The sequence below is a fragment of the Leptolyngbya sp. FACHB-1624 genome, from assembly GCF_047649235.1.
In the GTDB taxonomy this organism is placed as follows: Bacteria; Cyanobacteriota; Cyanobacteriia; order Leptolyngbyales; family Leptolyngbyaceae; genus Leptolyngbya; species Leptolyngbya boryana.
The window spans coordinates 3,166,047-3,191,211 of the sequence record NZ_CP180258.1 but is presented as its reverse complement, the minus strand read 5'-3'; the positions used below and the strand labels follow the sequence as shown (position 1 = coordinate 3,191,211).

Annotated in this window: 21 protein-coding genes, 2 tRNA genes and 3 rRNA genes; 16 read left to right on the top strand and 10 right to left on the bottom strand. The window is 47.6% G+C overall.

Annotation, left to right across the window (positions count from 1 at the left end):
• The first annotated feature begins 105 nt into the window (after positions 1 to 105).
• On the top strand, positions 106 to 891 hold the full coding sequence (locus ACMUEV_RS14955) for a C39 family peptidase (RefSeq protein ID WP_017288335.1): 786 nt from the start codon (positions 106 to 108) through the stop codon (positions 889 to 891).
• Here ACMUEV_RS14955 and nadC read toward each other — a convergent pair.
• Positions 881 to 1,738 carry a carboxylating nicotinate-nucleotide diphosphorylase gene (gene nadC, locus ACMUEV_RS14950; RefSeq protein WP_190649247.1) on the bottom strand — a complete coding sequence of 286 codons (858 nt, stop codon included), beginning with the start codon at positions 1,736 to 1,738 and terminating at the stop codon, positions 881 to 883. The genes ACMUEV_RS14955 and nadC overlap by 11 nt on opposite strands.
• A gap of 6 nt (positions 1,739 to 1,744) precedes the next feature.
• Positions 1,745 to 2,602, bottom strand: coding sequence for an NYN domain-containing protein (locus tag ACMUEV_RS14945; protein WP_017288337.1), 858 nt, complete (start codon positions 2,600 to 2,602; stop codon positions 1,745 to 1,747).
• A 321-nt stretch (positions 2,603 to 2,923) separates the two neighbouring features.
• Here ACMUEV_RS14945 and ACMUEV_RS14940 point away from each other — a divergent pair.
• The 7 genes from ACMUEV_RS14940 to gyrA all read left to right on the top strand — a co-directional run bounded on the left by ACMUEV_RS14940 (position 2,924) and on the right by gyrA (position 12,032).
• A 16S ribosomal RNA gene (locus ACMUEV_RS14940) occupies positions 2,924 to 4,411 on the top strand.
• Positions 4,412 to 4,525: 114 nt separating this feature from the next.
• A tRNA-Ile gene (locus tag ACMUEV_RS14935) sits at positions 4,526 to 4,599 on the top strand.
• Positions 4,600 to 4,613: 14 nt separating this feature from the next.
• Positions 4,614 to 4,689: transfer RNA gene (locus ACMUEV_RS14930), tRNA-Ala, on the top strand.
• Between the two features lie 199 nt (positions 4,690 to 4,888).
• Positions 4,889 to 7,772, top strand: a 23S ribosomal RNA gene (locus ACMUEV_RS14925).
• Between the two features lie 114 nt (positions 7,773 to 7,886).
• Positions 7,887 to 8,003: ribosomal RNA gene (gene rrf / locus ACMUEV_RS14920) — 5S ribosomal RNA — on the top strand.
• The 16S, 23S and 5S rRNA genes sit together here with 2 tRNA genes alongside, the layout of an rRNA operon.
• Before the next feature lie 307 nt (positions 8,004 to 8,310).
• A complete protein-coding gene (locus ACMUEV_RS14915) occupies positions 8,311 to 9,222 on the top strand; it encodes a TIGR01777 family oxidoreductase (RefSeq protein ID WP_190653191.1) in 912 nt (303 codons plus the stop codon).
• 152 nt (positions 9,223 to 9,374) lie between these two features.
• Positions 9,375 to 12,032 carry a DNA gyrase subunit A gene (gene gyrA / locus ACMUEV_RS14910; RefSeq protein WP_190653190.1) on the top strand — a complete coding sequence of 886 codons (2,658 nt, stop codon included), beginning with the start codon at positions 9,375 to 9,377 and terminating at the stop codon, positions 12,030 to 12,032.
• Between the two features lie 110 nt (positions 12,033 to 12,142).
• On the opposite strand, the gene ACMUEV_RS14905 is transcribed toward gyrA, so the two are convergent.
• Positions 12,143 to 12,349: a hypothetical protein gene (locus tag ACMUEV_RS14905; protein WP_017288341.1), complete on the bottom strand. Its 207-nt coding sequence runs from the start codon at positions 12,347 to 12,349 to the stop codon at positions 12,143 to 12,145.
• A 187-nt stretch (positions 12,350 to 12,536) separates the two neighbouring features.
• Here ACMUEV_RS14905 and lpdA point away from each other — a divergent pair, with 187 nt between their 5' ends.
• The 4 genes from lpdA (at position 12,537) to ACMUEV_RS14885 (ending at position 16,407) form a co-directional block, all read left to right on the top strand.
• Positions 12,537 to 13,958: a dihydrolipoyl dehydrogenase gene (gene lpdA / locus ACMUEV_RS14900; protein WP_190653189.1), complete on the top strand. Its 1,422-nt coding sequence runs from the start codon at positions 12,537 to 12,539 to the stop codon at positions 13,956 to 13,958.
• Between the two features lie 179 nt (positions 13,959 to 14,137).
• A complete protein-coding gene (gene trpC, locus ACMUEV_RS14895) occupies positions 14,138 to 15,022 on the top strand; it encodes an indole-3-glycerol phosphate synthase TrpC (protein WP_190653188.1) in 885 nt (294 codons plus the stop codon).
• 125 nt (positions 15,023 to 15,147) lie between these two features.
• Positions 15,148 to 15,408, top strand: coding sequence for a DUF5340 domain-containing protein (locus ACMUEV_RS14890; protein WP_017288344.1), 261 nt, complete (start codon positions 15,148 to 15,150; stop codon positions 15,406 to 15,408).
• A gap of 39 nt (positions 15,409 to 15,447) precedes the next feature.
• The gene (locus ACMUEV_RS14885) at positions 15,448 to 16,407 is read left to right on the top strand and encodes a hypothetical protein (RefSeq protein ID WP_017288345.1); all 960 of its coding nucleotides are present in this window, start codon (positions 15,448 to 15,450) and stop codon (positions 16,405 to 16,407) included.
• A 166-nt stretch (positions 16,408 to 16,573) separates the two neighbouring features.
• On the opposite strand, the gene ACMUEV_RS14880 is transcribed toward ACMUEV_RS14885, so the two are convergent.
• The 4 genes from ACMUEV_RS14880 to ACMUEV_RS14865 are packed head-to-tail and all read right to left on the bottom strand — an operon-like array spanning position 16,574 to position 19,263.
• Positions 16,574 to 17,086: a tetratricopeptide repeat protein gene (locus ACMUEV_RS14880; RefSeq protein WP_242044768.1), complete on the bottom strand. Its 513-nt coding sequence runs from the start codon at positions 17,084 to 17,086 to the stop codon at positions 16,574 to 16,576.
• A complete protein-coding gene (locus tag ACMUEV_RS14875) occupies positions 17,049 to 17,888 on the bottom strand; it encodes an ABC transporter permease (protein WP_190653187.1) in 840 nt (279 codons plus the stop codon). The genes ACMUEV_RS14880 and ACMUEV_RS14875 overlap by 38 nt, the downstream gene beginning before the upstream one ends.
• The gene (locus ACMUEV_RS14870; protein WP_190653186.1) at positions 17,881 to 18,885 is read right to left on the bottom strand and encodes an ABC transporter permease; all 1,005 of its coding nucleotides are present in this window, start codon (positions 18,883 to 18,885) and stop codon (positions 17,881 to 17,883) included. The genes ACMUEV_RS14875 and ACMUEV_RS14870 overlap by 8 nt, the downstream gene beginning before the upstream one ends.
• Before the next feature lie 30 nt (positions 18,886 to 18,915).
• Positions 18,916 to 19,263, bottom strand: a complete 348-nt coding sequence (locus tag ACMUEV_RS14865) for a response regulator (protein ID WP_172412516.1) — start codon at positions 19,261 to 19,263, stop codon at positions 18,916 to 18,918.
• A gap of 168 nt (positions 19,264 to 19,431) precedes the next feature.
• On the opposite strand from ACMUEV_RS14865, the gene ACMUEV_RS14860 reads away from it, so the two are divergent.
• The 3 genes from ACMUEV_RS14860 (at position 19,432) to ACMUEV_RS14850 (ending at position 21,571) form a co-directional block, all read left to right on the top strand.
• Positions 19,432 to 20,481, top strand: coding sequence for an ABC transporter ATP-binding protein (locus ACMUEV_RS14860; protein WP_190653185.1), 1,050 nt, complete (start codon positions 19,432 to 19,434; stop codon positions 20,479 to 20,481).
• A gap of 161 nt (positions 20,482 to 20,642) precedes the next feature.
• A complete protein-coding gene (locus ACMUEV_RS14855; protein WP_036044615.1) occupies positions 20,643 to 21,107 on the top strand; it encodes a phosphate-starvation-inducible PsiE family protein in 465 nt (154 codons plus the stop codon).
• An 11-nt stretch (positions 21,108 to 21,118) separates the two neighbouring features.
• A complete protein-coding gene (locus tag ACMUEV_RS14850) occupies positions 21,119 to 21,571 on the top strand; it encodes a nitrate reductase associated protein (protein WP_190653184.1) in 453 nt (150 codons plus the stop codon).
• Here the strand turns inward: ACMUEV_RS14850 and ACMUEV_RS14845 are convergent.
• Genes ACMUEV_RS14845 through ACMUEV_RS14835 form a run of 3 tightly spaced genes read right to left on the bottom strand, consistent with a single transcriptional unit; the run spans position 21,568 to position 24,128 of the window.
• Complete coding sequence (locus tag ACMUEV_RS14845) at positions 21,568 to 22,635, bottom strand: glycosyltransferase family 4 protein (protein ID WP_190653183.1); 1,068 nt, start codon at positions 22,633 to 22,635, stop codon at positions 21,568 to 21,570. The two genes, ACMUEV_RS14850 and ACMUEV_RS14845, sit on opposite strands and share 4 nt — an antisense overlap.
• Positions 22,632 to 23,540 (bottom strand): hormogonium polysaccharide biosynthesis glycosyltransferase HpsE, encoded by a 909-nt coding sequence (gene hpsE, locus ACMUEV_RS14840; protein ID WP_190653182.1) that lies wholly within the window; start codon positions 23,538 to 23,540, stop codon positions 22,632 to 22,634. The genes ACMUEV_RS14845 and hpsE overlap by 4 nt, the downstream gene beginning before the upstream one ends.
• Before the next feature lie 48 nt (positions 23,541 to 23,588).
• Positions 23,589 to 24,128 carry a thioredoxin family protein gene (locus tag ACMUEV_RS14835; RefSeq protein ID WP_190653181.1) on the bottom strand — a complete coding sequence of 180 codons (540 nt, stop codon included), beginning with the start codon at positions 24,126 to 24,128 and terminating at the stop codon, positions 23,589 to 23,591.
• A 148-nt stretch (positions 24,129 to 24,276) separates the two neighbouring features.
• Here ACMUEV_RS14835 and ACMUEV_RS14830 point away from each other — a divergent pair, with 148 nt between their 5' ends.
• A complete protein-coding gene (locus ACMUEV_RS14830; RefSeq protein WP_190653180.1) occupies positions 24,277 to 25,164 on the top strand; it encodes an alpha/beta fold hydrolase in 888 nt (295 codons plus the stop codon).
• The last annotated feature ends 1 nt before the right edge of the window (position 25,165 follow it).

Sequence of the window (25,165 nt, the reverse complement as noted above, 5' to 3'; positions counted from 1 at the left end):
TTCAAGGCTTGCCCCTGCAAAATTGCGAAGTTGCTCATCCGAAAAATCGGGAACGCTATAGAAGCAATTGATATGTGTTCACTTACCACTTAAGGGGCAAGCCTGATGTCACTGACCCTCAAAATTGACACCAATACAGTTCTAAAGAGAAAACCGATTCAGTCAGCTGAACTGCCTGAAGAGCAAAAACACGCAGTTCAAGCAGGCAGGGTATTTAAGATTGATTCTTATACGATCGAACGAGACCACGTTCGCTGTTTTCTCAGCGAAGAAACGATTAAAGACACAAATGTTTGGTACGCCTTCGGGAAACACGTCAAAATTTTCCGCGAGTCACAAGTCTATCCCCGTACTCTTCCAGCCACAATCAAGCTCAATATTCCTTATAAATCTCAGCGCGACAATGTTCTCAATCCTGATGGCGCGTGCAATGTCACTTCGATCGCAATGTGTCTCCGCTATCTCGGTGCAACTCCCCGACGCTCTGATGTTCAATTTGAAGACGAACTCTATAACTACGCCATTCAGAAAGGCTACAGCCGCCATAGCCCCTACGATCTTGCCAAAATTGTTCAGGACTACGGCTTCCGTGACGATTTCAGAACCAATGCCACGATCGAACAAGTCCGCGCTTGGCTCGCTGATGGCAACCCGATTGTTATCCACGGCTATTTCACCGATTTCGGTCACATTGTTGCGGTTGCAGGCTACGACGAGCGCGGCTTCTTTGTCCACGATCCCTATGGAGAATGGTTCTGGTGGGGCTACGATCTAAATGAGCCTGGCAGAAACAATCGCAAAGGCGAATATATCCATTACTCCTACACTATGATCGAGCGGCTCTGCATTCCAGATGGTCATTTCTGGGTTCATTTCATTTCTAAGCCTTAAACCGCATACTCAGATCCAACCAAGTCGATCGCGTAATCGGAGCGCTACTCGAAATGAAATCTACTCCGGTTTCCGCGATCGATCTCAACGTTTCGAGAGTCACATTCCCAGAAGCCTCAACCCGAATTCGGTCATTCTTCCGGCGAATCATCTCTACGGCTTGACGCATCATTTCCAGAGGCATATTGTCCAGCATGATAATGTCTGCTCCATGCTCCAGTGCCTGTTCAACCATGTCCAAATTTTCAGTTTCGACCTCGATTGTCAAAGGATAAGGAATATTGGCGCAAACTTGCGCGATCGCCGCTCCAATTCCTCCGGCTGCAACAATATGATTGTCTTTGATCATCGCTGCATCATCTAATCCCATTCGATGATTGACCGCTCCCCCCACTCGTGTCGCATACTTCTCCAACACCCGCAATCCCGGAGTCGTCTTGCGTGTATCCGTTAATCGAGTTGGTAAATCTTCAATCTTCTCGACATATCGACGAGTCAAAGTTGCAATTCCACTCAACCGCATCGCCAAATTGAGTGCAACCCTTTCTCCAGTCAGAAGCGCATCATAAGCACCTTGAATTTCAGCGATTGTTTGCCCTTTCTGAACGGCCTCCCCCTCTTGAACGATTGGAGTGAATACAGTAGAGGCGTTAAGAAGTTGAAAAACCCGTTCAGCGATCGGCAATCCAGCAATCACTCCATTCTCTTTGGCGATCCAAACCGCTTGACGAGTTCCAGAGATGAGAGATTGAGTTGTGCGATCGCCCCGCCCAATATCTTCAAGAAGCCATTCTTGAAGCAGCTTATCTAAGATGAATTGTGATGGCAGAGTAGCAGTTCTGTTCAAAGTGTTTTAACCTTTCAGCTTGACGTATACCACTTTAACAACAGGATTATGCTCACTCGGCACTTCCTGAATTTCAAATAATCCTACATCCCTGATCAATGCACCCAACTTGCTATATTCATAGTTTCTAGAGTCAAAAGAGGGAGAGATCTTATTGATTTGTGATCCAAAGGCTCCCAAATTTGCTAATCCATCTTCTCCTGCTGCCGCCTCATAAGCACGTTGCAATAGATTGATTAACTTTTTATCTTGTTGAAGTTTAGCAGTGCGCGAAGAAGGATTTTCTTTCTCTAAGTCTGCAGCCTTCTTGAAATGTTCATTTTTGCTTGATTGAACCTGCCCATTTTTGGATTCAGCGATCGCTTCCGAAACTTCATGCCCTACTAAAATCTCGGTGTAAGTGAACTTATCACAGGCTTTCTGAAATGGTATTGGAGTTTGTTTCCGTCCAAACCCATAGACAAACAATCCTGATTCCCTCAACCTGCAAGCCAATCTTGTAAAGTCACTGTCGCTTGACACCAAACAGAAACCATCAAAATGGCCTGTATACAGCAAATCCATCGCATCAATAATTAGTGCGCTGTCCGTTGCATTCTTTCCCGACGTGTAGCTGTACTGTTGAATCGGTTGGATTGCGTATATGTGCAGCTTTTCTTTCCAACCTCCAAGATTTGGCTTTGTCCAGTCGCCATAAATTCTTTTGACATTTGCAGTGCCGTATTTAGCAATTTCTTCCATCAAAGGCTCGATTAAACTTGCCGTTGCGTTATCAGCATCAATTAAAACGGCTAAGCGATCGTCTCTAAGTTTTCTCTCACCCACAAATGTTCTCTCCACAGTGCTTAAGATGAGAATTCCCATTCACCCAGTCCTAAACAGCGTGGATTTCAAGAATTGATGTCGCTCAAAAGCGCTGACCGAGGTGATTTGAGAACGAACTAGACGAAACTCAAAAAAAGGAGTTGACACCTTGAAGGTTATCCCGCTATATTATCAAAGCGCGGGTGAGGGAAGAGCGAGCGAAAGCGGACTCAGCTTCATCTGCGAGAAACTGAACCTATAAAACAGAATAGTTTAGAAGCCAGAGAAAGGAAAGCCTTCGTCAGAAAAATATCTCTTTTGTTAGAGACCGGAAGGATAACCGGATAAATTACTGAATTGAGCTACAAGCTTACTCTATATACTATGGAGAGTTTGATCCTGGCTCAGGATGAACGCTGGCGGTATGCTTAACACATGCAAGTCGAACGGTCTCTTCGGAGATAGTGGCGGACGGGTGAGTAACGCGTGAGAACATGCCTTTAGATTGGGGACAACAGTTGGAAACGACTGCTAATACCGAATGTGCCTTAGGGTGAAAGATTTATTGTCTAGAGATTGGCTCGCGTCAGATTAGCTAGTTGGAGTGGTAACGGCACACCAAGGCGACGATCTGTACTTGGTCTGAGAGGATGACCAGGCACACTGGAACTGAGACACGGTCCAGACTCCTACGGGAGGCAGCAGTGGGGAATTTTCCGCAATGGGCGAAAGCCTGACGGAGCAATACCGCGTGAGGGAGGACGGCTTTTGGGTTGTAAACCTCTTTTATCAGGGAAGAATCGATGACGGTACCTGATGAATCAGCATCGGCTAACTCCGTGCCAGCAGCCGCGGTAATACGGAGGATGCAAGCGTTATCCGGAATTATTGGGCGTAAAGCGTCCGTAGGTGGTTTATCAAGTCTGCTGTCAAAGCGTGCGGCTTAACCGCATAAGGGCAGTGGAAACTGATGAACTAGAGTGCGATAGGGGTAACAGGAATTCCCAGTGTAGCGGTGAAATGCGTAGATATTGGGAAGAACACCAGCGGCGAAAGCGTGTTACTGGGTCTGCACTGACACTGAGGGACGAAAGCTAGGGGAGCGAAAGGGATTAGATACCCCTGTAGTCCTAGCCGTAAACGATGACAACTAGGCGTGGTTCGTATCGACCCGAGCCGTGCCGTAGCCAACGCGTTAAGTTGTCCGCCTGGGGAGTACGCACGCAAGTGTGAAACTCAAAGGAATTGACGGGGGCCCGCACAAGCGGTGGAGTATGTGGTTTAATTCGATGCAACGCGAAGAACCTTACCAAGGCTTGACATCCTCGGAACCCTGATGAAAGTTAGGGGTGCCTTCGGGAGCCGAGAGACAGGTGGTGCATGGCTGTCGTCAGCTCGTGTCGTGAGATGTTGGGTTAAGTCCCGCAACGAGCGCAACCCACGTTTTTAGTTGCCAGCATTCAGTTGGGCACTCTAGAGAGACTGCCGGTGACAAACCGGAGGAAGGTGTGGATGACGTCAAGTCAGCATGCCCCATACGCCTTGGGCTACACACGTACTACAATGCGTCGGACAAAGAGCAGCCAGCCAGCGATGGTGAGCCAATCTCATAAACCGACGCTCAGTTCAGATTGCAGGCTGCAACTCGCCTGCATGAAGGCGGAATCGCTAGTAATCGCAGGTCAGCATACTGCGGTGAATACGTTCCCGGGCCTTGTACACACCGCCCGTCACACCATGGGAGTTGGTCACGCCCGAAGTCGTTACTCTAACTGCTTGCAGAGGAGGACGCCGAAGGTGGGGCTGATGACTGGGGTGAAGTCGTAACAAGGTAGCCGTACCGGAAGGTGTGGCTGGATCACCTCCTTAAAAGGAGACCTACCCTCTCACTTAGCTAAAGCTAAGATGAGAAAGGTCAACTAGGTCGTTCGAAGCTTTCCATAAATTTCGATGTGCTTCTAAACTATCCCGGTTCAGGGATGGGGGCTATTAGCTCAGGTGGTTAGAGCGCACCCCTGATAAGGGTGAGGTCCCTGGTTCGAGTCCAGGATGGCCCACTCCATTAAGACAAGGGGGTTTAGCTCAGTTGGTAGAGCGCCTGCTTTGCAAGCAGGATGTCAGCGGTTCGAGTCCGCTAACCTCCACCAACCGATTGATTGAATCACTCTGTTGAATTTTTTGTTGAATTGAGCGATTGAGGATATGCGACAGCAACTCATCTGCGAGATGTAGAGAGCCTGCTGGATTATATCCAGTACAAGAACCAAGAAAACTGCATAGTAATGATGTCAGGTAGAGATACACAGACACCAATGTAAAGGACTAAAACTGATTGAAATAATTAGTGGTCAAGCTACAAAGGGCAGATGGTGGATACCTAGGCACACAGAGGCGATGAAGGACGTGACGACCGACGATATGCTTCGGGGAGCTGGAAGTAAGCATTGATCCGAAGATTTCCGAATAGGGCAACCTTTAACATGACTACCTGAATCCATAGGGTAGAGCAAGCTAACCCAGCGAATTGAAACATCTTAGTAGCTGGAGGAAGAGAAAGCAAACGCGATTTCCGTAGTAGCGGCGAGCGAACTGGAAACAGCCTAAACCAGGTGATTTATCATCTGGGGTTGTGGGACAGCAACGTGTATCAGAGCGGTTAAACGAAGTAGTGAGAAGCTACACCAGAGAAGGTGAAAGTCCTGTAGTTGAAAACTTAACTGAGCTAGCTGTATCCCGAGTAGCATGGAGCACGTGAAATTCCGTGTGAATCATCGAGGACCACCTCGAAAGGCTAAATACTCCTGTGTGACCGATAGAGAACTAGTACCGCGAGGGAACGGTGAAAAGAACCCCGGGAGGGGAGTGAAATAGAACATGAAACCATCTGCTTACAAGCAATGGGAGGACGATTGAACGTCTGACCGTGTGCCTGTTGAAGAATGAGCCGGCGACTTATAGGTACAGGTAGATTAAGGCGGAGATGCCGAAGTCAAAGGGAAACCGAGTCTGAATAGGGCGCGATATCTGTATTTATAGACCCGAACCCCGGTGATCTAACCATGTCCAGGATGAAGCTTGGGTAACACCAAGTGGAGGTCCGAACCGACTGATGTTGAAAAATCAGCGGATGAGGTGTGGTTAGGGGTGAAATGCCAATCGAACCGGGAGCTAGCTGGTTCTCCCCGAAATGTGTTGAGGCGCAGCGGTAATTGTTTAAGTCTGGGGGTAAAGCACTGATTCGGTGCGGGCTGGGAGACCGGTACCAAATCGAGTCAAACTCTGAATACCAGATGAATAGATTGCCAGTGAGACGGTGGGGGATAAGCTTCATCGTCAAGAGGGAAACAGCCCAGACCATCAGCTAAGGTCCCAAAATAACACCTCAGTGATAAAGGAGGTGGGAATGCAGAGACAACCAGGAGGTTTGCCTAGAAGCAGCCATCCTTAAAAGAGTGCGTAATAGCTCACTGGTCAAGCGTTCCTGCGCCGAAAATGAACGGGGCTAAGGTGTTTACCGAAGCTATGGACTTGCATTTATGTGAGTGGTAGGGGAGCGTTCTGTTGTAGTGAGAAGCATCAGCGGCAAGCAGGTGTGGACGAAGCAGAAGTGAGAATGTCGGCTTGAGTAGCGCAAACATTGGTGAGAATCCAATGCCCTGAAATCCTAAGGGTTCCTCCGGAAGGCTCGTCCGCGGAGGGTGAGTCGGGGCCTAAGGCGAGGTCGAAAGACGTAGTCGATGGACAACTGGTGAAGATTCCAGTACTCAATTTGGATTGTGACGGGGGACGGAGAAGGCTAACACAGCCCCATGTTGGTTAGGGGTTCAAGCATTCGAGGTGATGAGAGTCGGCGGAAACGACTTGAGCTGAGGTGTGAGTACGAGAGTCTACGGACTCGAAGTGTGTGATGTCAGGCTTCCAAGAAAATCCCGGATCACGATAATTCAAATTACCCGTACCCGAAACCGACACAGGTAGGATGGTTGAGAAAACTAAAGGGCGCGAGATAACTCTCTCTAAGGAACTCGGCAAAATGACCCCGTAACTTCGGGAGAAGGGGTGCCACCGAGAGGTGGTCGCAGTGAAGAGGCCCAAGCGACTGTTTACCAAAAACACAGGTCTCCGCTAAGTTGCAAAACGATGTATGGGGGCTGACGCCTGCCCAGTGCCGGAAGGTTAAAGAAGTTGGTCAGGGATTCGTCCTGAAGCTAGCGACTGAAGCCCCGGTGAACGGCGGCCGTAACTATAACGGTCCTAAGGTAGCGAAATTCCTTGTCGGGTAAGTTCCGACCCGCACGAAAGGCGTAACGATTTGGGCGCTGTCTCGGAGAGAGGCTCGGCGAAATAGGATTGTCTGTGAAGATACGGACTACCTGCACCTGGACAGAAAGACCCTATGAAGCTTTACTGTAGCCTGGAATTGGGTTCGGGCTTTAACTGCGCAGGATAGGTGGGAGGCTATGATTCAATCCTTGTGGGGATTGAGGAGCCAACGGTGAGATACCACTCTGTTAAGGCTAGAATTCTAACCTTCGCCCGTAATCCGGGGAGGGAACAGTTTCAGGTGGGCAGTTTGACTGGGGCGGTCGCCTCCTAAATGGTAACGGAGGCGCGCAAAGGTTCTCTCAGGCTGGTTGGAAATCAGCCGTAGAGTGTAAAAGCACAAGAGAGCTTGACTGTGAGACGAACATGTCGAGCAGGGACGAAAGTCGGCTTTAGTGATCCGACGGCGCTGCGTGGAAAGGCCGTCGCTAAACGGATAAAAGTTACTCTAGGGATAACAGGCTGATCTCCCCCAAGAGTTCACATCGACGGGGAGGTTTGGCACCTCGATGTCGGCTCATCGCAACCTGGGGCGGTAGTACGTCCCAAGGGTTGGGCTGTTCGCCCATTAAAGCGGTACGTGAGCTGGGTTCAGAACGTCGTGAGACAGTTCGGTCCATATCCGGTGCAGGCGCAAGAGTATTGAGAGGAGTCTTCCTTAGTACGAGAGGACCGAGAAGAACGCACCGCTGGTGTACCAGTTATCGTGCCAACGGTAAACGCTGGGTAGCCAAGTGCGGAGTGGATAACCGCTGAAAGCATCTAAGTGGGAAGCCCACCTCAAGATGAGTACTCTCATGGTGTTAAACCAGTAAGGTCACGCGGAGAACACGCGTTGATAGGCTCTAGGTGGAAGTGCAGTAATGTATGCAGCCGAGGAGTACTAATAGACCGAGGGCTTGACCTCTTGAATCAGATTGAATCTAAGCCTTGGTGTTTGAGATTTCTACATTCAAAACTGACATCAAAAACTATGCAGCCTTCTGGGTTCTGGTGAATTTGAGCCAGACTCAACGAGTTTCCTGGTGGTGATGGCGATGTGGACCCACACTCATCCATCCCGAACTGAGTGGTGAAACGCATTTGCGGCGACGATAGTTGGAGGGTAGCCTCCTGTCAAAATAGCTAACCGCCAGGGTATCATTAGAAGGACAAAGAGAGCTTCCTAAGACGAGTTTTGGGAAGCTCTCTTTGTATGTTTTTGCTTATTTCCATGCATGTATGGGAAACAGGAGAATTAAACTATTACAGATGATCAGGAAAGAGAGCAGCCATATACTTGACTCATCGCTTGATTGAAGATGCGATCGCTGGTTGCCAAAGACATCGTTTCTTCAGGTACAAAGGCTTGAGTTGAAGCTGCTGGAGTTAGATTGAGTAAGACTTAAAGTACGATCACTTTCCCTCCGATATACTGGCAGATGGACGTTTCGCCTTGAATAGCTATGAAAGTTGCAGTGACAGGATCAACCGGATTTGTTGGAAGTCGGTTGGTAGAAAGATTGTTGGCGGAGAATCATCAAGTGGTGGCATTTACTCGAAATGGAAGTAGTGCTGAACGAGTGTTGCCAAAGTCTGAGAATCTGGAAATTGTGGCTTACAGTCCGAAGGAAGCAGGAGATTGGCAGTCTAAGATTGCAGGATGTGATGGTGTTGTGAATTTGGCGGGAGAGCCGATCGCTGAAAATCGCTGGACTCCTGAATTGAAAAAAACATTGCTCGAAAGTCGAACCTTGACCACACAGAATGTGGTAAATGCGATCGCACAAGCTAATCCAAAACCTTCAGTGCTTGTGAATGCTTCAGCGATCGGTTTCTATGGCACGAGCGAAACAGCTAGCTTTGATGAAAATAGTGCATCAGGGCAGGATTTCTTAGCTGAAGTTTGTCGGGCTTGGGAAGCAGAAGCAAACAAAGTGAAAGAGAGCGGAACGAGGCTCGTCATTCTCCGAATTGGGATTGTTTTAGAAAATGGCGGGGCGCTTGGAAAAATGTTGGCTCCGTTCAAAATGTTTGCAGGTGGACCGATTGGCTCAGGAAAACAATGGTTCTCTTGGATTCATCGGGAAGATTTGGTGAGCTTGATCATTCGGGCACTCACTTCAGGTATGGAAGGCGTTTACAATGCAACGGCTCCAACTCCTGTGAAAATGGCGGAATTGACAAACACATTAGGGCAGGTGATGAATCGTCCGTCTTGGTTGCCTGTGCCGGGATTTGCACTCGAAGCAATGTTGGGGGATGGCGCGATCGTGGTTCTCGAAGGACAGCAAGTCTTGCCGAAGCGTACCCTGGAATCCGGCTTCGAGTATGCTTATCCAACGGTAAAACAGGCATTAGAAGCGATATTAAAATAAACTGCGGAAACCCTAGATTTCATGGGAATTTCAGCCCTGATCCCATTTATGAATTTGTGCTAAAATTGTCCCAATATGAGGCGAAGCAGGTATACTTTCTAGGCATCTTTTTTCGCTCATAAAGTAGTACAAAAGTATTTCGGAGTCTCCGTATGACATTCTCCCAGGAACCGCCTCAAGATCGGATTATTCCAACCGATTTACGCAACGAAATGCAGCGGTCTTACCTGGAATACGCGATGAGCGTGATTGTGGGGCGAGCGCTACCCGATGCACGAGATGGGCTGAAACCTGTGCATCGTCGCATTCTCTACGCAATGCACGAATTGGGGCTGACCCACGATCGACCGTTCAGAAAATGCGCCCGTGTCGTCGGGGAAGTGTTGGGTAAATATCATCCGCACGGTGATACAGCGGTTTACGATGCGTTAGTGCGGATGGCGCAGGACTTTTCGATGCGATCGCCTCTGATCGATGGGCATGGCAACTTTGGTTCGATCGATAACGATCCACCTGCGGCAATGCGATATACCGAATGTCGTTTGACCTCTTTGACAGCCTATTCGCTGCTGCAAGATATCGAATCGGAAACGGTTGACTTTGCAGATAACTTTGATGGTTCTGTTCAAGAGCCAACGGTTCTCCCTTCACGAATCCCGCAACTGCTTTTGAATGGTTCAGCCGGGATTGCTGTTGGGATGGCAACCAACATTCCGCCTCATAATTTAGGGGAATTGATTGATGGGTTGGTGGCATTGATTGAGAATCCAGATTTGACGGATTTGGATTTGATGCAGTACATTCCAGGGCCTGATTTTCCGACGGGAGCGCAGATTTTAGGACGCACTGGAATTCGTGAAGCTTATACGACAGGACGTGGATCAATCACAATGCGCGGTGTTGCTGCGATCGAAACAATCGAGCAACGGGGACGACCCGATAAAGACGCAATCATCATTACCGCATTGCCGTATCAAACCAATAAAGCAGCGCTGATTGAGCGAATTGCAGAATTGGTCAACGATCGCAAGATTGAAGGCATTTCTGATGTCCGTGACGAGAGCGATCGTGATGGTATGCGGATTGTGATTGAACTGCGGCGAGACGCTTATCCGCGTGTTGTCCTGAACAATCTTTATAAGCAGACTCCGATTCAAGCCAATTTTGGGGCAAATATGCTGGCGCTCGTTAACGGCGAGCCACAGCTGTTGACCTTGAAGCAGTTTTTGACGGTGTTCTTAGAGTTCCGGGTTGAGGCGATTACTCGTCGGACTCAGTATCAACTTCGCAAGGCAGAAGAACGCGATCATCTCTTGCAAGGGTTGTTAATTGCCTTGTCGAATCTGGATGGCATTATTGCTCTGATTCGGAGTGCAGCGGATACTGCTACTGCGAAGCAGCAATTGATTGAGACGTATTCGCTCTCTGAATCGCAAGCGGATGCCATTCTGCAAATGCAATTGCGACGCTTGACTGCGTTAGAAGCGGAAAAGATCGAGCAAGAACATGAAGACTTGCAAGCTCAAATTCGAGACTTGTTAGATATCTTGGCAAGACGCGAGCGGATTTTAGAAATCATTACGACTGAGGTAACGCAGCTTAAAGCAACGCATGCAACGCCACGGCGAACGGTGATCGAGCAATCAGAAGATGAATTGGGAGATATTGATCTCATCGCGAACGAGAAATCGATCGTTCTCGTCACCGAGCAAGGCTACATTAAGCGGATGCCGATCAGTACTTTTGAAGCACAGAGCCGGGCAACCCGCGGGAAATCCGGGGCGAAGATGAAGGAAGACGATGCGGTTGAACACTTCATTAGCTGTTGTGACCACGATAGTGTGTTGTTCTTTAGCGATCGTGGAGTCGTATACGCGCTGAAAGCCTATCAAATTCCCCTTGGGTCGAGAACTTCGCGTGGGACTCCGATCGTTCAACTGCTCACCGTTCCACACGAAGAGAAAATTACCTCTGTCATTTCGGTCTCAGAGTTTTCAGACGACGAGTATCTGGTGATGTTGACCAACAAAGGTTACATCAAGAAAACTGCCCTTTCAGCGTTTAGCAACATTCGGACGAATGGGTTGATTGCGATTTCTTTGGAAGAAGGCGATCAACTACGATGGGTGCGGTTGTCGCGAGTCGATGACAGTATCATCATTGGATCGAGTCAAGGTAGATCGATTCACTTTCGAGTTAATCATGAGCAGCTTCGACCTTTGGGACGAGCGACTCGTGGCGTTCGGGCAATGTCGCTCAGAAATGGTGACAGCCTAGTCGGTATGGCAATCTTGCCAGGGCAGATTGTCGCAGATGTCGCACAAGCTCAGGCGGAAGGGGCTGCCGATGAGGATGAAGAAACGGGAGTCGATGAGAATGCAGAATTGCCGCCTCAATCCGGACCTTGGGCACTTGTGATTACAACAGGAGGCTATGGTAAGCGGGTTCCCGTGAAACAGTTCCGACTGCAAAATCGAGCAGGCATGGGAATTGTGGCAACGAAATTCCGTAAGCCTGGAGATACCTTATCTGCCCTGCATATTGTGAACGAAGGCGATGAAATGATGCTGATCACAAATCGCGGCATTATCATTCGGCAATCTGTGGATGCGATTTCATCTCAGTCGCGGGCAGCGACAGGGGTACGTGTACAGCGATTGGATGAAGATGATGCGATCGCAGCCGTTGCTCTAGTGCCTGCTACCTCTGAAGAAGGGGGAATGATTGAGGATGAGATTGAAGCTGAAATCGCAGCCGAGGAAATCGCAACCGAAATCACAACCGAAATTGCAACCGAAGTAGAAGAGTAAGATTCGGGAAGAACTCCCGATACATTGCTGTCTTTCTGAGTAAGGGGCGCGATCTTCAAAAGTTGAAAGCGCCAAGCTGCTACATTACCTAAATGGAGAAAGCTGTCTTTCTACTCGGGAGGCAGCTTTTTTTCGGAAGTCGCTTCTTGAGCTTGAATAAGTTGCTCGATTTCTGCTACGGCTTGTTCTAAATCGATTGGGCAGCTTGCAGGGGTTGGCTCATCTTCAGGCGACCAAATTGTTTGCTCCAGCTTATTGAGCGATTCTGCAAACGCTTGAGCCGCAGCACGACGTAATTCTCGCTGTTGATGATCCATATCTTGACTCCTAAACGGGTTGAAACTCGAACTTGAGCTTCAACGGGAATACTCCAATTTCCACGGTGGCTCCGCTTGAATCAGGATGCCCAGTTCGGAATCGAGGGATGCCATTTTAGAAAAATCGTATTGTCGAATGGGCGCTTCACGGTTGAGAATAAATAGGCATTAAGAACGGGAGGGAACTGTGGCTCACGATTATGATTTAGTGATTGTAGGCGCGGGCGTGGGTGGTCATGGAGCGGCGCTTCATGCCGTTGATTGTGGTCTGAAAACTGCGATCGTGGAAGCAGCAGATATGGGCGGGACTTGTGTGAATCGCGGCTGCATTCCCTCTAAAGCACTGCTTGCCGCATCAGGACGAGTGAGAGAATTGCAGCAGACAGACCATCTCAAGGCATTAGGCGTTGATGTGGGAGATGTTTCCTTTGACCGGGCTGCGATCGCGCAACATGCTCAGAATTTGGTCAATAAACAGCGTGAAGGCTTAATTGGGAGTCTGAAACGTCTGAATGTCGATGTGATTCAAGGTCATGCCAAAGTCGCAGGTGCGCAAAAATTGATTGTCTCCACCCCAGAAGGTGAGAAAACGATTACGGCGGAGAATATTATTCTGGCTCCGGGGTCAATTCCATTTGTACCGCCCGGAGTGCAGGTGGACGGCAAAACTGTTTTTACCAGCGATGATGCGATTAAGTTGGAATCATTGCCGCCTTGGATTGCGATCGTGGGAAGTGGGTACATCGGATTAGAATTCTCTGATGTTTATACGGCACTCGGTTGTGAAGTCACGATGATCGAAGGTCTGGATCAATTGATGCCAGGATTTGATCCAGATATTGCCAAGTTAGCGCAGCGGATTTTGATTACTCCCCGCGATGTGGAACCGAAAGTTGGAGTGTTTGCCGCGAAAGTCACACCTGGATCGCCAGTGACGATCGAGCTAATTGACGCAAAAACGAAAGAACTCGTCGATGTGCTCGAAGTCGATGCTTGCTTGGTTGCAGCCGGGCGAGTGCCTGCCGCGAACGACATGGGCTTAGAATCAGTTGGAGTGGAACTCAATCGCGGGTTTATTCCGGTGAATGACAAGATGCAAGTTTTGTCAGACGGCAAGCCTGTGCCGCATTTATGGGCGATTGGGGATGCGACTGGGAAAATGATGCTGGCTCACGCGGCTTCTGCTCAAGGAATCATTGCCATCGAAAATATGTGCGGTCGAACCCGAGAGATCGATTATCGATCGATTCCGGCGGCAGCCTTTACGCATCCAGAAATTAGCTTTGTCGGATTAACTGAACCGCAGGCAAAAGACCTTGCGAAAGCGGAAGGATTTGAAGTCGCAGTGGCAAGAACCTACTTTAAGGGCAATGCGAAAGCGTTGGCTGAGGGTGAAGCTGAAGGAATTGCCAAAATCGTGTTCCGTAAGGATAACGGTGAACTGTTAGGGGTTCACATTATTGGTCTACATGCGGCTGATTTGATTCAGGAAGCGGCGAATGCGATCGCAAAACGCGAATCGGTCAATACGTTGGCATTCTTGGTACATACCCATCCAACGTTGTCAGAAATTCTGGATGAGGCGTACAAGCGGGCAGCCGCACATTGATTGTGGCTTTATTCCAGTCAGTTTTAGCCTCCTAGATGCTCAACATTGGGGAACTTTGATTGAAAACTTCTTGAAATTCGGGAAATCTTTCTTCTCAAAGTTCTTCAAATTGGGGATTTAGGAGGCTCTTCAGAAAATTCTCAATTTGATCCAATCCTTTCCTAACCTGAACCCACGCTATGGAAATTCGTCGTCGTCCCCCGAACCCATCTATCGCTGTTGAAGAACTGCGCTATCAAATCAAAACACCCAACAGCGAACCTGCCAACATTCTTGAAGAAATCATTTGGCATAAGGAAACTGAAGTTGATCAACTTCGGGAAAAGCTGCCCCTCAGCGAACTGCAACGCAAACTCAAAGATGCCCCCGCTCCGAAAGACTTTCTCGCGGCTTTAAGAAACAACCCCAAGAAACCTGCGGTGATCGCCGAAGTAAAAAAAGCTTCTCCAAGCAAAGGCGTTATCCGTGAAGATTTCGATCCGGTTGCGATCGCAAAATCCTATCAATCCGGCGGCGCATCCTGTCTGTCTGTCCTCACCGACACTAAGTTTTTCCAGGGCAGCTTCCAATATCTCGCTCAAATCCGCGAAGTCGTTGATATCCCACTCTTGTGCAAGGATTTCATCATTTATCCCTATCAAATGCAGTGGGCAAGGCTGCATGGTGCAGATGCGGTTTTACTGATTGCAGCAGTGCTGTCAGATCAAGATTTGCAATATTTTCTCAAAATTGTGAAAGCGCTCGGTATGACCGCTCTAATTGAGGTGCATACCTTAGCCGAACTCGATCGCGTTCTCAATCTTGATGGAGCTACGCTGATTGGAATTAATAATCGCAACCTCAAAGACTTTTCAGTCGATTTGAAAACGACAGAAGACATTTTGCAAGCACGTCTGACGACTTTATCTGCAAGAAACATTACAGTAGTCAGCGAGTCAGGGCTTTACACGGCTGAAGACTTAGCGAGAGTCGGGCAAGCTGGCGCTTCAGCCGTTTTGATCGGGGAATCGTTAGTCAAACAGCCCGATCCGGGACAAGCTCTTGCACAGCTAATTCAAGATTGAGTGATTTGGCGCTAGACTGCTCGCAGGTTAATTCTTTAGAGTGATCTCTTGAGTTCTGTGAGCTTAACCGTTTAGAGTCAGAAGAATGTCGCTCTTTTCTTATTGTCCCTTCGTCACTTTAATTCATGGAACCGATACCTCTTCCATCTCATATTCATTATGAGTTGCTGCTGCAACTGTTAGAGCGTCAAACCATGTTTGCCGTGGGATCGGGTCAGCGAGAGCAGGTGCAGCAATTAATTATTGCTCTGCGGAAAGCCTTATCCCAACAAAAGCATTTTGAAGGTGAGTTAGAACGCAAAAATATTCCGATCGAATATCGTTGGTCACTGAATCGTGTTGATCCCCCCGAAGTAGCAAAATTACCTGAGGAACCGAGAATCTGAAACTATAATAAATAGGCAAGGATTTGGGAGGAGCGATCCGTGTCGGAGTGCCCAGAGCAACTTAGTTTGATCCCAGAGGATTCTCCTCCCAGTTCGGTCACGCCAGAATTATTGCAGCTTCAAGATCAAGTTCAAACTCAACAGCGTCGCATTCGGGATTTAGAACTGGCGTTGGATCAGTCGATCGCAAGTTTGAGTGACTTGCGATCGCAGATTGTCGATCAACGATTTCTGGAACGTCAATTGGCTTCGACTGAAGAAATCGCCAATGTTCAACAACAGGCAATTCACCATCTCAAGCTGCAATTTGCCCAACAAAAAGCAGAACTTGAAGCCAAAGTCCAACAGGCACAGCAACGAGAGCGAGATTATCAAATTCTGTTAGATGCGGCAGAATTGGATGCGTTGAAAACGCAAATTCAAAGTGATGTAGGCGAACCTTCTGCACTGGGGCAACAAATTCAAGTACTGCAGGCTGATTTGCAACTGCGCCGCCAGCAGATTCAAGATTTGGAGGAGCAGAAACAATCTGCACAGATTCGGATTACGGAATTAGAAACTCAAGTTGAAACGCTCGAAGGGCGAATTGCTCGGCAGATGACGACGCAAGCGCTGATGCAGCAGGTCTGTCAAGAACTGGAAGCCGATCGCGAACAAAGCCAGAGCCGAATGACAGAACTAGAGAGTCAAGCTGCCGAAATGCAGGAACAAATTCTTAGCCAAGCCCAACAGGCAAGCGAGTACGAAACGGCAGTTCAACATTGGAAAACGCGCTTTCAGGTCTTGCAGGATAAAGCGATCGCACTCAAACAACTGCTAGGCGATCAAGACCTTCCAACTGAAATTGTTGAACTACTAGCAACGATCGATACTTCTGCCCCACCGGATTTGAAATCTACAGCGCGATCGAATCCGTTCCATCAAGATCTCAAAATTGATATTCCTGAGTTTTTGGTTCGCCGCCGCACTTACCGCAGTCGCAAATCAAAAGAAGCTTGACGAAAAATCTAAAATTCTGAATCAAGACAAACAAAAGCCCTTGAACGTCTGGCCGTGTTTCGACTTCAAGGGCTTTTGCGATTTTGTAACTTACTCCTCACACGACTCTATATTGGCATACTTCTTCTAATCTGAGTTACTCCTTGTGACAGATTTAGAAGTGTTCTTAGCTTAATTTGGCGGTACATTCCAAAATTAGGCGCTGATTCTCGATCGCGTAAGGCTGAATTTCCAAAGCTTGCCGAAATGCGGCAATGGCATCTCGATAATCTCCGATCGCAGCGTAACAGAGTCCCAACCCATGCAGCGCTCCAAAATGAATGGGATTGAGTTCGATCGCTTTTTCGCAATCGGCGATCGCTTTTCGATATTGCTGCTGCACGAAATACAATACAGCACGGCGATTCCACGCCTCAGCAAAATCGGGCTGATGTTCGATTAATTCACTCAAAATAGTTTCTGCCTCAAGTGCCTGCCCCGATTCCAGCAGCACTTGGGCGCGTTGGAGCGTTTGCAGTCCAGTCACACCCTTTTGAGCAAACCAAATCTGCCATAATGCCTGAGTTGCATCTGCTCGCACATCTTCGTTGGGATCTTTGAGCGCTTCTAGTAGAACGTTAATGTCTTCCATAAACTGCAAATTATCTTGATCGGGGATCAAATCCGTCGCGTAATCCATCTCCAAGTAAATTAAACGCTAACACGATCAGGGTAATCGCGATCCCTGGAAAAATGGTTGTCCAAGGAGCAGTCCGTAAATAGCCATCTCGAAATGCATCCGCCAACATCGTGCCCAGTTCTGGGGTCGGCGGTGGCGCGCCCAATCCTAAAAATCCTAGTCCTGCTGCTTCTAAAGTTGCGGTTCCTAACGACAAAGAAGCTTGCACGATCATCGGCGCTAAACTGCCGGGCAAAATGTGTCGCAAAATAATCTGTGGCGTTGTTACTCCTAATGCTTTCGCTGCCTGCACGAATTCCTGCTCTCTCAACGACAGAACGACGCTGCGAGTGAGCCGAATATATGTCGGAATTTGCACCACTCCAACCGCAAATATCACAGTTTGAAGACTTGGATTAACGGTGACAGTTACGATCGCGATCGCGAACAAAATCGATGGAAATGCCAACAAAATATCGGTCATCCAGCTTAGAACTGCATCAATCCAACCGCGAAAATAACCTGCCAAGATACCCAAAGTTAAACCAATCAGAGCACCAATTCCAACGGAGACGAGACTGATCAGCAATGAGGTTTGAATGCCATACCAAACACCAGTCAGGAGGTCGCGCCCCAGTCCATCGGTTCCAAAAAGATGCGTCAGGCTTGGAGGGAGCAATCGGTCTTGGAAATTTCTGCTCGGACGATAAGGACGCAAAATCGGAGCAAGCAGCGCGATCGCAAAGAGAAACACGGTCAAACCCAGTCCAATTCTGCCCGACATGGATTGCCAGAATCGCCGTACCGATCTCAAATCATTCATACCGCACCCTCGGATCGACGATCGCGTAAGACAAATCCACCAGTAAATTGATCAATACAAATACGATCGCAATAAACACAACGCCACCCTGTACGACGGGATAATCTCGCGCCAAAATTCCCTCGTAAATCCACGAGCCAATTCCTGACCAAGAGAAGATCGTCTCGGTCAAAATTGCGCCGCTTAATAGCGTTCCAAATTGCAGCCCGATCGTTGTGTTGATTGGTAAGAGCGCATTTTTCAGCGCATGTCGCCAAATGACTAAGCGATCGGGTAATCCTTTGGCTTTTGCGGTGCGAATGTAGTCTTGATTCAACACTTCGAGCATGGCACTGCGAGTAATCCTTGCCACGATCGCTAGTGGAATCGTACCTAATGTCAATGCAGGCAGAATCAAGTGCGTGATTACATCAATGAACGCCGCCGGATTGAGTTGCCAGATCGCATCGAGAACATAAAAACCTGTTATCGGTTGAAAATCAATGCCAACGCTGATCCTGCCAGCCGGCGGCAACCATCGCAATGTGACTGAGAAAAAATAAATCAGCAGCAATCCTAACCAATAGACTGGAAGGGAAACGCCGATTAGCGATCCCGCGATCGTCAATTGATCCTGCCAGCGATTTTTCTGAACCGCTGCGATGATTCCCGCTGGAATGCCGATCACGATCGCGATCAACATTGCTGCGATCGACAATTCAAAAGTCGCTGCCCATCTTGTCCGAATCTCGTCTAAGACTGGAATCCCAGTCAAAATGCTAGTGCCAAATTTCAACTGCAACAAATTTCCGACAAAGGTAAAATATTGCAAGAATAAGGGTTGATCTAGCCCAAGTTGAGTCGTTAAAGCTGCAATCTGTTCAGGAGTTGCGCGTTCTCCCGCTAAGACAACTGCGGGATTACCCGGAATGAACCGCAACAATAGAAACACTGCCAGCGTAATCCCCCATAGCACCGGGATTAGCCCCAAAAGCCGCTTGAGAATGTATTGCGACATAACTTCTAAGAAAACCGCTCAGTCGCAACTTTACCGCATCAATCGGGCGATCGTACTCAATAAAATTCTCGAATCATATGGCTTAGACAAATACACCTGAAATCCTGCTGACTCTGGATCGACTCGAATCGCTTCGATCTCTTCGCCCGTCAATGCGATCGCGACTCTAGGGCGATCGACATACTGCCTGCGAATTGCCTCTAAGACTCTGGCTCCATTGCCATCTGGAAGACGAATATTACTGACCAACACCTCTGGCTCTAAGCCGGATTTGATAGCTTGAATTCCCTCTTGTACGGAGCCGACAGCCGTGACGATTCCGCCCTGATATTCTAGAAGAACCGTCAACGCTGTCCGCGTTACCGCTTCATCTTCCACAATCAGAACCTGTAACGAATTTAAACTGGAACTCTGATTCACCAAAATCCTTAAACTGAAGTCTACTAAACAACATTAATTTACAATGGTATTAAAATAATGTCCCTTAAGATAGACTGGGCACTTCAAGCTTTACGTAAGTTTTACTATCAAAGATAGATATTTCCTATGGCAACTGTACAGCTTGACGGGATTACTCGCCGCTTTAGCAAATCCGCCGCGATCGAAGACATCAGTTTTAAGATTCCCGATGGTGAATTTTGGGTGCTGGTTGGGCCGTCTGGCTGTGGGAAATCGACGATTTTAAGAACGATCGCAGGGTTGGAAACCGCGACTTCAGGAAATTTGTACATTGGCGATCGCTTGGTGAATCAAGTCCCAGCACGTCAACGAGATGTCTCAATGGTGTTTCAAAATTACGCGCTTTACCCTCATATGAGCGTGGCAGAAAATATTGCGTTTGGGCTGAAGATGCGTCAGGTGGAGGCATCCACAATTCAAGCTCGAGTCGAAACGGTTGCCAGAATTTTAGAAATTAGCCATCTCCTCGATCGCAAACCAAGACAATTATCCGGTGGACAGCAGCAACGCGTCGCACTCGGTCGCGCGATCGCCCGTCAACCCCAAGTCTTTCTCTTAGATGAGCCGCTTTCAAACCTTGATGCCCAGTTGCGAGACGGAACTCGAACCGAATTAAAACAGTTACATCAGCAAGTCGGAATCACTACAATTTACGTCACACACGACCAAGTAGAAGCAATGACGCTTGCCGATCAGATTGTCGTGCTTGATCGAGGAAGAATTCAGCAGATTGGGACACCGCAGCAAATTTACGATCGACCTGTCAATCGCATGGTTGCAACTTTTCTGGGAAGTCCTCCGATGAATCTCATTCCTGTGACGTTCACGGGAGCAGAGTTTCGCATCGGCAATCACGCCATTCCTGCTTCACTGAAGGTAGCGCCAGGTCAATACGATTTGGGAATTCGCCCGGAACATATTGCGATCGATGCGGAAAACCCGCATTGTTTCGGTACTGTTAGCGTAATTGAGCCTTTAGGACGTGAGATTCTACTGCGAGTCATGCTGGAAGGACGAGCGTTGAATCTGCAAGCTGCTCCAAGATTGGATGTGAAAGTCGGCGATCGCTTACCGTTGCGATTTGATCTCGATCGCATATTTTTATTCGAGCTAGCGTCTGGTAGCCGAATTTTATAAAATCCTCCGTACTTTGCTGGTATTGAGAAAAGTACGATTCGGTAACTATAGACTTTGCTCAATTGCTCCTGATAGAATCCCTCATGTTCGGAAACTTACTCTTCTCTTTACTCCGATCCCTGCCTTCGGTATGCTCACAACAGTAGAGACGGTAAGTATTTATGCGGCATCCCCTGTTGAAATCGGTGCGAGAATTCATGAAAGATGACAATTTTCTCGGACTTCTGGGGCGTGTCGAGACATGGGTCTCGAAGATCCTCTCGATTATGATGCTGCTGGTGATTTTTCTAGCAGTCTTTCAATTAGGAACTTTCTTGTTTATTAAACTTTCTTCGCCTTTTCCAAGCGAAGAATCAGGAAAAATTTTATTCACAACATTTGGTCTATTTCTAAACGTTTTGATTGCGTTTGAGATTTTAGAAAACATTACTGCTTACCTGAAAAAACATGTGATTCAAGTAGAGTTAGTAATTGTCACTTCCTTAATCGCAGTCGCTCGAAAAATTATCATTCTCGATTTAGAGAAAACGGCTGGGCTTGATCTCATTGCTTTGGCTACAGCAATTTTTGCGCTATCTATTAGTTATTGGATTGTGCGAAATGTTGCTCCGAAAAGTAATCACTAAAGGCAAATTTCATGAGTTTTTTCTTTCAGTTTGAAACTGATTTTGTCGATTCGTTGCGCTGCATTCCGATGATTGTGCGCTTCAAGTTGGATACATGCGGAGTCAAATTGAAATTACATCAGTGGAATAAGTTTACTGAAGCCGATCGCTATCAAACGATCGAGACTCCATGCAGTTCTGAGTCTGAGATTCGCACCTATCACGATCTCTTGCATCAGCTCGTTGAACAGCGTACTGGAGAAACTGCGACCGATTTAGCACTCGATCCGAATCCACAGTGGAATGACGCCAATACAATCCCTGAGAGTGTGACGCAGAAAGCTCAAGACGTAGGAGTTACGATCGCTCAATCCCAATGGGCAGAACTGACTCCGATTCAGCGCTTTGTTTTGATTAAATTAAGTCGCTCAAGTCACGAAAATGCGAACTTCTTGCCTGCGGTGAAGGAATTTAACTTGGGCTAACGACACAATTCAAGCAATTCTCGTACAGCTTTCTCGGAAGTAAATTGTTCAGAAATATATTGATGCGCTAGCTCGCCTCGCTCTAAAGCTTGGCTGGGATTGTCTAAACAAGTCTGCATATGCTGAGCTAAAGTCTTGTAATCTTCACGCTCGAAGAGCAAATTTGACGCTCCTGCCATTTCGGGTAAACCTCCGACTCTTGCAACGATCGAGCAAGTCCGTACACTCGAAGCTTCTAGGGCTACATATCCAGCGGGTTCTTGCCAGCGAGAAGGCGCAATTAATGCCAACGACGATCGCACAATTTCTAACACTTCTTTGCCAGAGCGACGACCTAAGAATTCAACCCGATCTTGAATTTGCAACTCTTTGACCAATTCTGTCAATCGCTCTAAATCCTGACCACTGCCAATAATGTTGACTTTGAAATTCTCAGCTTCGATCAGCTTGGTGGCTCTGAGCAAGAGATCAACGCCTTTATCAGGACTGAGGCGACCGACATACGTAAATGTGTAAGGCTGGTCGAGATCTGTCAGTGTTTTCTTGTCTGATGCAGACGCGATCGGATAATTTAACGCCTCAACTTTCCAAGGAAAACTATGGGATTCTGCTAAAAACTGGCTACAGGCAGCATGTCGATCGCTTAAAAGCGCTGTCCCCAAACGAGTTGCTAATCTTGCCCATTTTACAAAAGTATGCAACTTCCATTTCAGGGGATAATTTGACTTCGGCAAAGTCTGAATCAGTTCAAACTTGAATCGTTGCCAAAAAGTCATTTTTTCGTAATGAAAATGAGTGGAAATATAGAATAAATAATGATATTTAATAACGATTTTTTTACCCAATAACTTACAGAGTAATGCAAATCCTAAGTGATTAGAATTCATATGCACAACATCTGCCCAAAAAATCTCTGAAATCCAGGAGATAATCGATTCTGTCTGGGTTGACAGCACTTTTGTTTCTACCCCGTTAGCATTTAGACCGGGTACGATCGCATCAATATAAGTGACAACGCCTGCAATCTCATCGGGGCGATGTGTATGTTGGATTAAGAGTTTCATTCTTTTAAGTTCAAGCGTCTCAAATAGAATGGACTGACCAAACTACTAAGTAACAATTGCTGTTCACAAACGACTTCTAAATTCTGCGATCGCCCGAATTTTACCCAATGAGTCATCAGCTTTCTCAAATCATTCAGCAAATAAATCGGCGTGATCAATGGACGTTGCCAAGCCTGCCAGCGAGTCATGCGAATCTGATGCCGAGCCAGTCCTACGCCTTTAATTAACTTCAATAAGTACGATTTCTCAGTTCGCCATTTGGGGATCTGATGATAAAGGTGCATTTCGGGGTTGTACCAGATTTCATGTCCTGAATTCTGAATGTGCAAAATGGCTTCAATATCTTCACTTGCCAGCATTGTTGCTGTTGTTCGTCCGACTAAGACCAATTTCTCGGGCATATGATCGAGCCAAACTTGCCGCCGCACCACTAATCCTGCTCCAGGAGGTAAAACTCGATCGTATCGATGTGGCTTCGACCCGCGTTCTACGATCGCTAAATAAGGCGCAATTTTTCCAATTCCACTGGGTGGCTCAACTTCGTACTCTGGATGAATCTGTCCCCCAAATGCACCAATCTCTGGATGTGTCTGAGTGAATTGATAAGCCTGCGCAACCCAGTTTTCATCAGGTACTGTATCGTCATCAATAAAAGCGATCCATTGTCCTTGTGCTTCTTTGACCGCTCTCGATCGCGCAAAAGCCGTGCCTTGCTTCGCCTCAAACACATAGCGTACTTCTGGATAAGCTTCGACCACCTGTTTTGTGTGATCTTGACTGTTGTTATCAATGACTAGAACTTCCCAAGTAATCGACTCTGTTTGAACTTGCGATCGCACTCCGTCTAAAACTTGTCCAATTCGTCCTGCACCGTTGTAAGTACAGATCACAACACTCAGATCCATGCTGCTTAACCTCGATCGTTTGCCCTCAGTATGGACAAGCTTGATCGATTAATTGCGCCATTTCACAGAGCATCCGACGGGATCAGTTGAAGTGGGTGAAATGGGTTGATGGTTGAGCAGTGATGCGATCGCATTTTTCAAATATTGATGCTGAACCGCTTCAGGGGTTTGAGCATTATCATCGATCGCGCCTGCGTAGCAGACAATGCCTTGCTTGTTGAGCAGATACACCTGCGGAGTTTTTACAGCTTTGAAGGCATGAGCGACATCTTGATTCATATCCCGCAGATACAAAAAATTAAGTTGATGCGCTGTTGCAAAGGATTGCATCTTTTCGTAGCTATCTTCGGGAAATTGATCCGAATCGTTGGGATTGATGCCGATCAAGGTTACACCTTGAGGTTTAAGCTCAGTTTGAAGTTGTTTGAGCCGATCGAGATACAGTTTCACATACGGGCAGTGATTGCACATGATCACCACCACGATCGCCTGGTGCTGTTCAAGGTAACGGGCTAAATGATGAATCGCTCCATCTGTACCGGGGAGTTCAAAGTCGGGTGCATATTTGCCGATAAGTGGACTGTCCATAGTGCTTTGGAGTGTAACAACTGAGACGTTTTGCCCTCTTAGTTATAGACCAGCTTTCTGCAAAATCCGACATTTGCAGAAATTTGGCGACCCCGAATGTCCAAAAAATCGTTACAGTTTGTAAAGAGGCATTTTGGGAACAGGGAAAATGGTGACGGCTCCGACAGTTGCGATCGAATACAAAACCTGGAACTGGCAAGGATTTGAAATTGCCTATCAAACTCAAGGAACTGAGGGAACGCCTGTTGTTTTAGTGCATGGATTTGGGGCTTCTTTTTTTCACTGGCGCAAGAACATTCCCGAGCTTGCAAAAAACTGTCGCGTTTATGCGATCGACTTGATTGGGTTCGGCAAATCTGCAAAACCTAAACCCCTTGAAGAAATCGAATATACCTTTGAAACTTGGGGCAACCAGATTGCTGATTTCTGTCGTGAAATTGTTGGAGAGCCTGCAGTTTTAGTCGGGAATTCCATCGGCTGTATTGTGGTCATGCAGGCTGCAGTCGATCATCCCGAAATTGCGCGATCGCTAGCGTTGCTCAACTGTTCACTACGGCTTTTACATGAACGATATCGAGCAACCCAACCCTGGGTAAAACGAATTGGAGCGCCAATTTTACAGAAAGTTCTGAAAAATCAAGCCTTCGGAGAATGGTTTTTCAAGCAAGTTGCCAAGCCAAAAGCGGTCAGAAATATTTTGCTCAAGGCTTATGCGCGATCGGAAGCTGTGACTGATGAATTAGTTGAGCTTTTGCTTGGTGCAGCGAGCGATGAAGGTGCAGCCGCTGTTTTCGTTGCGTTTACCGGATATTCCACAGGGCCTTTGCCTGAAGATCTGTTTCCGCAATTGCCGTGTCGCGCGATCGTGCTGTGGGGTGAGAAAGACCCTTGGGAACCGCTCAAGTTAGCCCGCAAATTCGCAGAATATCCCCAGGTGAAAGAATTTATCGAACTTCCAAATGTTGGGCACTGTCCCCAAGATGAAGCGCCGGAACTGGTCAATCCGATCTTGCAGCGATGGATTGACCAATCTTGAT